The following is an 11,072-nucleotide window of genomic DNA, read 5'->3' as shown; positions in this document are numbered from 1 at the left end:
AGCAAGTAACTTGGACCAGTGTTGATCATTTAGCATTGTTCGAGGCATAGCGAGTGTAAAATTGGGTTTGGCGATTTAATTTTACTATCTCGCTATTTTTTTAATCAACAAATGTCAACAGACCCTATTCAACGTGACTAAGACTCATCGGTAAGTGTAATTGCCTGACTCAACGCCTCATGTAAACGTGCGACAGAAATAATTTCTACACCTGAAATCGGTTTTTGCGGTGCATTCCCACGCGGTAAAATAATGGTTTTAAAACCATGCTTAATGGCTTCTTTGAGTCGTTCCTGTCCATTCGGTACAGGGCGGATTTCGCCTGAAAGGCCGACTTCACCAAATACAGCCAAATGCTGTGGCAGGGCTTTAGCTCTTAAGCTAGAGGCGCAGGCTAAAAGTACCGCAAGGTCAGAACCGGTTTCAGTGATTTTTAAACCACCGACGACATTGACATAGACATCTTGTCCAGCGGTTTGTACGCCACCATGACGGTGCATAACCGCTAAAAGCATGTTTAAACGGTTTTGTTCTAAACCTAAGGCCACGCGTCGAGGTTGTCCGTGCGCATCATCTACCAAAGCCTGAACTTCAACCAAAAGTGGACGTGTACCTTCACGGCTAATCATGACGATAGAGCCCGGAATGGCTTCATCATAACGACTCAGGAAAATGGCGGAAGGGTTTGATACCTCGCGCAGTCCTTTATCAGTCATGCCAAATACACCAAGCTCGTTGACCGCACCAAAACGGTTTTTCACCGCACGAATCATACGGAAGCGCGAGTCAGACTGACCTTCAAAATACAAAACACAATCGACCATGTGCTCAAGCACGCGAGGGCCTGCCAAAGAACCTTCTTTCGTTACGTGACCGACAATAAACAGCGCAGTGCCACTATTTTTGGCAAAGCGAGTCAGGAGTGCAGCCGATTCGCGAATTTGGGAAACACCGCCCGGCGCAGACTGGAGTGTCTCGGTGTATAAGGTTTGGATCGAATCTAAAATGGCAACGGCAGGGCGTTCATGTGCCAAAACTTCACAAATACGCTCGACACAGGTTTCTGCCATGACTTTGAGTTGATCGGTCGGCAAATCTAGGCGCTGGGCACGTAGAGCAACCTGAGACAAAGATTCCTCACCTGTGACATATAAGGCAGAACTTTTACTCGCCGCCATATAGGTTGCGGTTTGTAGCAAAATAGTGGATTTACCAATGCCGGGGTCACCACCGATGAGTACAACTGAACCTGTGACCAGTCCACCGCCGAGCACACGGTCAAATTCACCAATACCTGTTGCCATTCGGGTTTCATGCGAAACAGAAACTTGATTTAAGGTGGTCACAGCAGCAGCTTGACCTGCATAGCCACCGCCCATTTTAGGCTGTGCACGGTGTGTAACAGCGGGTGCAATACTGACTTCGACTAATGAATTCCATTCACCACATTCGGTACATTGACCGGCCCATTTGGGATGATCAGCACCACATTGTTCACATCGATAGACACTTTTTGCTTTCGCCATAATATTTACTGTGCACAAACTCAAATTGAGTCACAGCATAGCGGTGAATATATCGAAAAACCAAGTTTTTCTCGCATGAAATGACTGTTGAAGGTCAATTGATGTCGTTTTATTTTCAAGAGCTGCACTTTTTTACATAGTAAGCACTTTATAATAGCGCATTATATTTTTTGAAATGGGTCACCACATGACTGAACTATTACGACATATCGATGCCATCGCACGTGAAAAAAATCGTGATGTGTTATTTGTGCATTTTGAAGAATATGATCATCAACATCCTGAAAAAAATACGGTGCGTAATGATGTTATGCACTGGTTTGACCTGCAAAATATCGACTATTTCCCTTGTATGGGGCTAGAAGGTGAGTCTTTAATCGATAGCTATACAGGTGATTTATACCTTGACGTGCCTTTTGATGAAAGCAGCCCTGCATATAAAACCCTCAGTGAATACCTTGAAGATGAACAAGGGAACATGAAAATTCAGGGGGTATTGTTCTTTTCTTTATCTTTGGAAATTGCCCTAGAAATCGAAGCTGATCTGATGGAAGCCAGTGCTGTAGATTCTGAATATGCTGAAAATGAGTTTGGTGACCAATTTGGTGAAGGCTTTATTGAAGATACTGAATCAGATCCAAAAGATGAAGCAGCCAATGAAAGCAACACGAAAAACGACAAATTTGATGATGGTCAAATTGGTACGATTCAATAAGTAAATATTGATTTTCAGTCCGAATAAAAAAGCCACGTGAATTCACGTGGCTTTTTGTTTAGCAGGGGATTAGTACAATTCACCTGATTTACGACGTTCAATAAAATCTTTCGATTCTTTTACAATGATGCCTGAGAGCAATAACAGTGCAATACAGTTTGGTGCAGCCATCAAACCGTTAAAGGTATCGGCAAATAGCCAAACGAGATCAAGTGTTACGACACAGCCGACAAATACTGATGCGATGTAAATTAAGCGATAAATCATTACTGATTTTTCACCTAACAGGTAAGTACAGCATTTTTCACCATAATAGCTCCAACCCAGAATGGTTGAATAAGCGAAGAAAATAATACCGAAAGTCACGACCCAACCACCGAAGCCAGGAAGTAGTTTGTCAAAAACACTGATCGTTAATACGGCACCCGTTTGATCACCAAAGCTTTGTCCTGCCATGATGAAGCCCATGACAAGTACGATACCTGTAATTGAGCAAACAATGATGGTGTCTAAGAACGTACCTGTCATAGAGACAAGACCTTGACGTGCTGGGTGGTCAGTTTTTGCAGCCGCAGCGGCAATGGGTGCTGAGCCCATACCTGCTTCATTAGAGAATACACCACGTGCCACACCATAACGAATCGCAGCACCAATCGCACCACCCGCAGCAGCTTCGCCCGTAAATGCATAGCTAAAGATCATTTTTAGTGCAGGGATCACCAATTCAAGGTTGGTGAAAATAATGATTAAGCCACCCAATACATAACCTACCGCCATAATTGGAACAATAAATGAAGAGGCTTTAGAAATGGATTTGATGCCGCCTAAAATAACGAGTGCAGAGAATATGGTGATAACGATTGCAGTGGTGAGTGTGCTGATCCCTAAGCTGTTTTGCACAGCAAGCGCGACAGTATTGGACTGTACTGAGCTACCAATACCAAAGGATGCCAAAGTACCAAATAGGGCAAATACCACAGCCAACCATTTCCACTTAGGCCCAAGTCCACGTTCGATGTAATACATCGGACCACCGTTCATTTCGCCATTTTCATTTTTATGACGAAACTTTACAGCGAGTACACCTTCACCATATTTGGTTGCCATACCAAAGAGCGCGGTTATCCACATCCAAAACACTGCGCCCGGACCACCGAGCACACAAGCGGTGGCTACACCGGCAATATTACCTGTACCAATGGTGGCAGAAAGTGCGGTCATAAGTGAGGCGAAATGAGAAATATCGCCATCATGTTGATTGGCTTTAGGATGCTTGCCAAAGACTTGTTTGAATGCGAACGGCAACATGCGAAATTGCCAGAAAAGTAGTCGGAAGGTGAGGAATACACCTGTTCCGACAATGAGGACCAACATGTACGGGCCCCAGACCCATCCACTGAGTGTTTCCATGATATTTTGAATTTCTTGCATAGTATCTTCTTCTTATCGGCCCTGAGTGAGTGAATGCTACATTTTTGATATCTGTAGCAATTGATATGCCATTGTTAGAAACTTCCATGATTTTTGGCATAAATTTTTATCGTTGGTAAAATATTTTTTGCATAAAATTTAAGTTATTACAAGTAAATTGTTGTTTTATTGGTCGCTTTGAAATGTGAACTGGCGCTAAGATTTTTATATATAAGAAAAATAAATTAACTTTGTCACTTAATCCGAAAATATAGATGATGAGAAATAATTTTGTATTTTCTGAAATTTTTACGTTAATTTGTCGCAATTGGAACGCGAAGTTGAATTAAATAATGTCAAATGAAATTCATGGATCGCACGCTGATAGCGGCGATTTGAAACGAAGCTTGTCCAACCGACACCTGCAATTGATTGCGATTGGTGGTGCGATTGGTACAGGTTTATTTATGGGGTCAGGAAAGACCATCAGTTTAGCTGGTCCGTCCATCCTTATTATCTATATGATTATTGGTTTTATGGTTTTCCTCGTCATGCGTGCATTAGGCGAGTTATTACTATCAAATCTTGAATATAAATCTTTTATCGATTTTGCAACCGACTTAATCGGCCCGTGGGCAGGCTATTTTGTGGGTTGGACCTATTGGCTGTGCTGGATCACTATAGGGATTGCAGATTTATCGGCCATTATTTATTACCTGCAATTCTTTAATGGAGGTAACCCGTTCTCTCCCGAAGAAGGGGTGATGATCAGTGTTGCCGCCATTGTTTTTATCATGGGTTTAAACCTTGTTACGGTTAAACTTTTTGGTGAATTAGAGTTTTGGTTTGCACTGATTAAGATTATTGCAATCGTGGTGCTTATTGGTGTTGGTCTTTGGATGATCTTTACCGGTTTTACCTCATCGACAGGTGAAATCGCATCATTCACACATTTATGGTCACATGGTGGTTTATTCCCAACAGGTGTTACCGGCTTCTTGGCTGGTTTCCAGATTGCTATTTTTGCCTTTGTCGGCGTAGAACTCGTGGGTACTACGGCAGCAGAAACCAAAGATCCAGAACACAACTTGCCTAAAGCTGTGAACTCGATTCCGATTCGTATCATTATTTTCTATGTGCTTGCACTTGTGATTGTGATGTCCGTTACGCCATGGAATGCCATTGACCCAAGCATTTCACCATTCGTGAACTTGTTTAGCCAAGCCGGTATTGCTGCTGCTGCGATTATTATGAACTTGGTTGTGTTGTCATCAGTTATGTCATCGATGAATAGTGGTGTGTTCTCGACTTCACGTATGTTGTTTGGTTTATCTCGTGAAGAGCAAGGTCCAAAAGCGTTTGGCCGTCTAAACTCACGTGCAGTTCCGGCAAATGCGTTATATTTCTCGGCAGTTTGTTTGTTGTTAGGTGCTGCATTACAGTATTTCGTACCGAACACTGTTGAAGCCTTTACATTAGCAACCACACTTTCTACGATTTTATTTATCTGCGTATGGCTCATGATTATCTGGAGCTATATCGTTTACTATAAAACTCGTCCTGAGCTGCATGCGAAATCAACCTTTAAATTACCAGGTGGCTTATATACTTGCTGGCTTGTGATTATCTTCTTCATCGGCATGATTTATGTCTTGTCGCTAGAAGCAGATACCATGAAAGCGCTCATGGTGAGCCCAATTTGGTTCATCATTTTGATTATTGGTTATTTTGGTTTTTATAAGAAAAAGCACCATTAATTTACATTTTTGATCTGATGTAAAAACATAAATAGCTGCTCCTGAGGGGGCAGCTTTTTTATTTGGATATGGACTTATTTTAAGTTAAAACAGACTGTTTATTAGCGTTTCGATTTGTATTAAATAGCATTCAAATTGATATGCTATTTCAGTGAAATCAATAGCCTGATCGAGCTAGAAATAAAGACAAATAAGGATTGAAAATAGCACCATCAAAATTTGCTTAAATTTAGTGCAGAATGGCAAAAAGCTCACTTGGAATTACAGGGCTTTTCTTTTATCCGCGGGTTGATCACGTTATACTCGGAAAAATCTTTTCATTAGGTACGTTTATGTATCGTTTTATGAATTATAAAATTATTGTATTAGCAAGTGCTGTGCTGCTGACCGCTTGTGGTCAGTCTGGTGCATTGCATTTACCTTCAGATGCAAATGCAGATAAGCGCGCAAAATATCTGATTTATCCAGATACGCCTGCACAGCAAAAGCAGGAAAAACAAGCGGCTCCTGTTGCAACTGAATCGGAATCATCAAATTCTAACCCTACACCTTAATGCTTTTATAGAAAGGATACTTTCATGAGTTTCACCCGTACGAATGGGGTATTGCATGCAGAGCAATGTTCTTTACAACAGCTTGCACAGCAATATGGCACACCGCTTTATGTTTATTCAAAAGCTACTTTTGAAAAGCATTATTCAGATATGGATCGTGCATTTAGCTTTATCGACCATCAAATTTGTTTTGCGGTAAAGTCAAACTCTAATCTTGCGGTGTTAAACGTACTTGCCAAGCAGGGCGCTGGTTTTGATATCGTGACGGGTGGTGAACTCGCACGTGTATTAAAAGCCGGTGGTGAAGCTTCTAAAATTGTATTCTCTGGTTTGGGTAAAACAGAAACCGATATCCAAAAAGCATTGGACGTGGGTATTGCATGTTTTAACGTTGAATCACATGCAGAGTTGGATCGAATCCAAAAAGTTGCTGCGGCAATGGGTAAGAAAGCACCGATTTCATTGCGTGTAAATCCAGATGTGGATGCCAAAACCCATCCTTATATCTCTACGGGTTTAAAAGAAAATAAATTCGGTATTCCTTCAGACAGCGTTTTTGACACCTATGCGTATGCGGCGTCGTTGCCAAATCTTGAGATTGTCGGGATTGATTGCCATATCGGTTCACAGTTGACTGAAACTCAGCCTTTTGTTGATGCACTTGATCGTGTCATTGTGATGATCAATCAACTGAAAGAGATGGGTATTCATCTAAAACACATCGATATTGGTGGTGGCTTAGGCGTAACGTACAAAGACGAAGTTCCGCCTACCGTTGAAGAATATGCTCAGGCAATGCGTCCAGCTTTAGAGAAATTAGGCCTTAAGGTATATATGGAGCCGGGGCGTAGTATTTCTGCAAATGCAGGTGTGTTGTTAACCAAAGTTGATTTGCTCAAACCGACCAATCATCGTAATTTTGCCATTATTGATGCCGCAATGAACGACTTAATCCGTCCTGCTTTATATGAAGCATGGATGGATATTCAGGAAGTAACGCCTCGTACTGATACAGAAAAGAAAGACTGGGATGTGGTTGGTGCGATTTGCGAAACCGGCGATTTCCTCGGTAAGCAACGTCAGTTGGCGATTCAAGAAAATGACGTGCTTGCAGTATTAGGGGCGGGTGCTTATGGTTTTGTCATGAGTTCAAACTACAACAGCCGCGGACGTGCTGCTGAAGTAATGGTTGATGGTGATCAGTCTCATTTGATTCGTGAGCGTGAAACCATCGAATCATTGTGGGAACGTGAGCGTTTATTGCCTTAAGGAGAAATTCGAGATGTTATTAGAATTTACCAAAATGCATGGCCTTGGCAATGACTTTATGGTGGTCGATCTAATTAGCCAACGGGCTTATTTAGATACAGTGACGATTCAGCGTTTGGCCGACCGTCATTTTGGTATTGGTTTTGATCAGCTTTTGATTGTAGAACCGCCTGATTTACCCAATGTTGATTTTAAATATCGTATTTTTAATGCGGATGGTTCGGAAGTTGAACAATGTGGTAATGGTGTACGTTGTTTTGCGCGCTTTGTGCATGAACGTAAGTTGACCAGCAAAACCAAAATCAAAGTACAAACCAAGTCAGGTATCGTAGAGCCTGAATTAGGTGCGAATGGTTGGGTGCGCGTTAATATGGGTTATCCACGCTTTTTGCCGCATGAAATTCCATTTATTGCGGAAGAGCCTGAAAACTTATACGACATTGCATTGGCGAATAATGAACAACTCACCATTGATGTAGTGAGTATGGGTAATCCGCATGCAGTGACGATCGTTCCTGATGTCATTACTGCAGACGTCGCTAAAATTGGTCCACAAGTCGAATCGCATGAGCGTTTTCCACAGCGTGTAAATGCTGGCTTCATGCAAATTGTGGATGAGAAACATGCACGCCTACGTGTATTTGAACGTGGTGTCGGTGAAACCATGGCCTGTGGTACAGGTGCTTGTGCAGCGGCAGTATCAGGTATGCGTCGTGGTTTATTAGCCAATTCGGTCGAAATAGAGTTGGCAGGTGGTAAGCTGCAAATTGAGTGGCAAGAAGGTGGTGTAGTCTGGATGACTGGACCAACTGCAACAGTTTACGAAGGACGCTTAGATTTAAGCTACTTCCAAGGTTAAAATCAAAGCCCTGATCCATTCAGGGCTTTTTTTCATAAAATAAAAAGTGAATAAAAAATTATAATTCAATGGGATTGTAGTCAACATGGAACAAATAAACGAAGAAATAAAAGAAGAAATCTTAGAGCAACTTTTTCATAAAGCTTTACATGAACCTGCGTATCGACCCGAATTTTTAGCTCAATTATTAGCGGCCAATGTGTATTGTGTGGGAACAATAGGTGAACGTGATTCACGCATTGCCGAAGCTTTGATCTTGGATGAAGACGACAGTGTTCAATTGAAATCATGGGAAGATGAAACTTATGATTGCGTCATCCCGTTTTTTACTTCTTTGGAAAAAATGCGGTTGGCAATATCTGAAGAAGAGTCGTATATCCGGCTACCAACCAAGGCGTTATTTGAAGTGACCGTGGGAGCAAGACTTGTATTGAATCCACAAACACCTGATGCGACGAAGGACTTTGTACCAGAAGAAATTCAACATTTGCTGAATGGTCAGTATATTCAGCCCTCAGAAAACTATGAAGTTACGCAAGATACGGAAGTTTTAATTGGTCAGCCAGCGGAATATCCGCAGTTTATGATTGATCAATTAAGTATTTTTTTCGGCACAGAGCGCGTGGTAAAAGCTGCTTATTTGGCGCAAATGCTGAATGAAGCTCGAGATGATTCACCAACTTTACTCATCGGACTAGATTTAGAAGCAGGATTATCTGAACAACAAATTCAAGATTTACACAGTAAAATTGGTCGTATCACACAGGACAGTTTAAAAGAGCAATGCCTAGTGGATTTAATCCATGTCAATACGCACAGTGTGGATGGTGTAGAAGGGTATTTGCTTAATGAAACGCAAGCTTTTTACCAACGTGTTGATGGTAAGCCTAAGGGGTTCTTTGCTAGACTCTTTTCATAAAACAGATATGTAAGATCGCTTTAGAGAGCGTACCACAACGCTAAAGCACATGTTGAAATGGGAGAAGACAGATGACGATGGATCAGAGTCAACTACTGGCTATGTGGTTGAAGGAACGTGAAATTCAAAATCAGTCTAAACATACCTTGCAAGCGTATGAGCGTGATGTCAGTGATTTTCTCCAATTTTGTACAATACGCAACTTGCCACTGCATGATGTTGAAAAGTCAGATCTGCGTGAATTTGTTGCTCATAAAGTGGAACAGTTTCAGCTCAGTCCAAGTAGTTTGCAGCGCATGTTATCTTCGATACGCCAATTTATGAAATGGGCAGAACAAGGGGATTATCTCAGTTTTAATCCCGCAGATGATTTTCAGCTCAAACGCCAATCACGTCCTCTACCTGGATTGGTTGATATTGAAACCATTAAACAAATCATGGAACAACCTGAGCCGGAAAGTGAAACTCAACGCCAACTTTGGATACGTGATAAAGCGATTTTGGAGCTGCTGTATTCAAGTGGCTTACGTTTGGCTGAAGTGCAGGGCTTAACCATTCGAGATATTGATTTTAATCGCCAACTGTTACGTATTACGGGTAAAGGGAATAAAACACGCATTGTACCTTTTGGTTCTAAAGCCAAAGAGGCTGTGATGCATTGGTTGCAATTATATCCTGCATGGCATGGTGATTTTGTCCCAGAAGCTCAAGTTTTTATCACCCAAAAAGGTAATCCACTTGGGGTAAGGCAAATTGAAAATCGAGTTAAATTTCAAGCTCAACGTGCAGGTGTAAATGTTGATTTACATCCGCACTTATTGCGTCATTGCTTCGCCAGTCATATGTTGTCCAATAGCGGTGACTTACGTGCTGTACAAGAAATGTTGGGGCATAGTAATTTAACCACCACGCAAATTTATACCCATGTGGATTTTGATCGATTGGCACAAGTTTATGATCAGGCCCATCCACGGGCGCAGCATAAAGATTCGTAACAATTGCAAATACGACTTTGGCTCGTAGTGGTCTAAATATTGCTTAAATTTATAGGCTAGATTTCACATTTTGCATCCTAAAGTGGTCTGCTTCATGAAAGTTAAATAAGGATGTGAAAAAATATTGGTAAAATTGACCGACATTTTGAACTATTGTCGCATTATAAAAATTCAAATTATCGGGTATAAAAATTGTCCATTATTGAATTGACGTAAGTGCTGAAGTGAAATTCGCCATTTACTAAATTGCTGTACCGTTAAAAATATATAGGCCATACCATGATTTCAGATATTCAAGAAAAATATGACCAGTTAAATGGTCAGCAAAAAGAAATTTTTGCAGGATACGGCTTACGCCAAATCAAACACTTTGTTGAAATCAGTTTGCCTGAAGTAGAAGCTGTATTACCTGAAGGTGCGCAGCTACAAGGGATTAATGCCGATGGTAAAGTTCAGGCGTTTAATGCGGCGACGGGACAATACTTTATTTGGATTTCGGATAAACAATGGCAGCTTAGCAATAAAGCAACTGTAAAATTTGACAGCAAAGAAGATGCTCTCACCATTTGGCGCATTTTTGATTTGGCACAATATGAACTTATTGACCTAAGCCACATCCATCGTGACTTTTTGGAAAATCAGCCAGCCTAAACCATTGGTCAAATAAACAACTCAAGGGCTATCTTCATTGGTTTTGGATGTTTAGCCCTTATATCACTCGCTCCATGACATGTTGAGATGCTTGTGAGCAGAGCATTAGAGTGTTAATCTTCTTTGCATAGCTTAGTTGCTTAAACAAAAATTTCTAAATGCCAATCCGTTTTGCTGCTTAGTAATTCAATTCGTTTAATTTTGATAGCGAGAGCCTGTCAATCCAATCAATGGTTTTCCTACTTGAGCAATTGAGCTCAAAGACATCCTAGATATTTCCCATTTAATTGCTGCAAATGTGCCGCAAATTATTATTTTTCTTTGCTTAAAATATAAGTAAATACCGCATTGCTAGGTATTTGCATTCGAGGCTGTGAAGGTAATCCGTCACTACATTGCCAAGCTTGTAGTTTCAGC

The 11,072-nt window shown here is 41.2% G+C and carries 9 protein-coding genes and 1 pseudogene; 8 read left to right on the top strand and 2 right to left on the bottom strand.

Annotation, left to right across the window (positions count from 1 at the left end; genetic code table 11):
• Positions 1 to 137 precede the first annotated feature (137 nt).
• Positions 138 to 1,526: a DNA repair protein RadA gene (gene radA, locus FTV37_RS09885; RefSeq protein ID WP_180026689.1), complete on the bottom strand. Its 1,389-nt coding sequence runs from the start codon at positions 1,524 to 1,526 to the stop codon at positions 138 to 140.
• Between the two features lie 187 nt (positions 1,527 to 1,713).
• On the opposite strand from radA, the pseudogene FTV37_RS09880 reads away from it, so the two are divergent.
• A pseudogene (locus FTV37_RS09880) lies at positions 1,714 to 2,070 on the top strand (hypothetical protein); the annotation flags it as partial.
• 240 nt (positions 2,071 to 2,310) lie between these two features.
• Here the strand turns inward: FTV37_RS09880 and FTV37_RS09875 are convergent.
• A complete protein-coding gene (locus FTV37_RS09875) occupies positions 2,311 to 3,672 on the bottom strand; it encodes a sodium:alanine symporter family protein (RefSeq protein WP_078192076.1) in 1,362 nt (453 codons plus the stop codon).
• 332 nt (positions 3,673 to 4,004) lie between these two features.
• Between FTV37_RS09875 and FTV37_RS09870 the strand changes: the two genes are divergently transcribed.
• The 7 genes from FTV37_RS09870 (at position 4,005) to FTV37_RS09840 (ending at position 10,655) form a co-directional block, all read left to right on the top strand.
• A complete protein-coding gene (locus FTV37_RS09870) occupies positions 4,005 to 5,408 on the top strand; it encodes an amino acid permease (protein WP_078192075.1) in 1,404 nt (467 codons plus the stop codon).
• 344 nt (positions 5,409 to 5,752) lie between these two features.
• On the top strand, positions 5,753 to 5,962 hold the full coding sequence (locus FTV37_RS09865; protein ID WP_372491094.1) for a lipoprotein: 210 nt from the start codon (positions 5,753 to 5,755) through the stop codon (positions 5,960 to 5,962).
• A 24-nt stretch (positions 5,963 to 5,986) separates the two neighbouring features.
• On the top strand, positions 5,987 to 7,231 hold the full coding sequence (lysA, locus tag FTV37_RS09860) for a diaminopimelate decarboxylase (protein WP_180063738.1): 1,245 nt from the start codon (positions 5,987 to 5,989) through the stop codon (positions 7,229 to 7,231).
• A 13-nt stretch (positions 7,232 to 7,244) separates the two neighbouring features.
• Entirely contained in the window at positions 7,245 to 8,090 is an 846-nt protein-coding gene (gene dapF, locus FTV37_RS09855) for a diaminopimelate epimerase (protein ID WP_111883917.1), read from the top strand.
• Positions 8,091 to 8,175: 85 nt separating this feature from the next.
• Positions 8,176 to 9,009 (top strand): enhanced serine sensitivity protein SseB C-terminal domain-containing protein, encoded by an 834-nt coding sequence (locus FTV37_RS09850; protein ID WP_180063736.1) that lies wholly within the window; start codon positions 8,176 to 8,178, stop codon positions 9,007 to 9,009.
• 71 nt (positions 9,010 to 9,080) lie between these two features.
• Positions 9,081 to 10,004: a tyrosine recombinase XerC gene (locus tag FTV37_RS09845; protein ID WP_180063735.1), complete on the top strand. Its 924-nt coding sequence runs from the start codon at positions 9,081 to 9,083 to the stop codon at positions 10,002 to 10,004.
• A 279-nt stretch (positions 10,005 to 10,283) separates the two neighbouring features.
• Positions 10,284 to 10,655, top strand: coding sequence for a hypothetical protein (locus tag FTV37_RS09840; RefSeq protein ID WP_218947587.1), 372 nt, complete (start codon positions 10,284 to 10,286; stop codon positions 10,653 to 10,655).
• Positions 10,656 to 11,072 lie beyond the last annotated feature (417 nt).

Source organism: Acinetobacter sp. YH16042 (assembly GCF_013417245.1).
Classification (GTDB): domain Bacteria; phylum Pseudomonadota; class Gammaproteobacteria; order Pseudomonadales; family Moraxellaceae; genus Acinetobacter; species Acinetobacter amyesii.
This window is presented reverse-complemented; position numbering and strand designations above follow the sequence as displayed.

Bases quoted from the DNA above. Each gene is read 5' to 3' on its own strand.
- radA (WP_180026689.1), bottom strand. From the start codon at position 1,526: ATGGCGAAAGCAAAAAGTGTCTATCGATGTGAACAATGTGGTGCTGAT.
- FTV37_RS09875 (WP_078192076.1), bottom strand. From the start codon at position 3,672: ATGCAAGAAATTCAAAATATCATGGAAACACTCAGTGGATGGGTCTGG.
- FTV37_RS09870 (WP_078192075.1), top strand. From the start codon at position 4,005: ATGTCAAATGAAATTCATGGATCGCACGCTGATAGCGGCGATTTGAAA.
- FTV37_RS09865 (WP_372491094.1), top strand. From the start codon at position 5,753: ATGAATTATAAAATTATTGTATTAGCAAGTGCTGTGCTGCTGACCGCT.
- lysA (WP_180063738.1), top strand. From the start codon at position 5,987: ATGAGTTTCACCCGTACGAATGGGGTATTGCATGCAGAGCAATGTTCT.
- dapF (WP_111883917.1), top strand. From the start codon at position 7,245: ATGTTATTAGAATTTACCAAAATGCATGGCCTTGGCAATGACTTTATG.
- FTV37_RS09850 (WP_180063736.1), top strand. From the start codon at position 8,176: ATGGAACAAATAAACGAAGAAATAAAAGAAGAAATCTTAGAGCAACTT.
- FTV37_RS09845 (WP_180063735.1), top strand. From the start codon at position 9,081: ATGACGATGGATCAGAGTCAACTACTGGCTATGTGGTTGAAGGAACGT.
- FTV37_RS09840 (WP_218947587.1), top strand. From the start codon at position 10,284: ATGATTTCAGATATTCAAGAAAAATATGACCAGTTAAATGGTCAGCAA.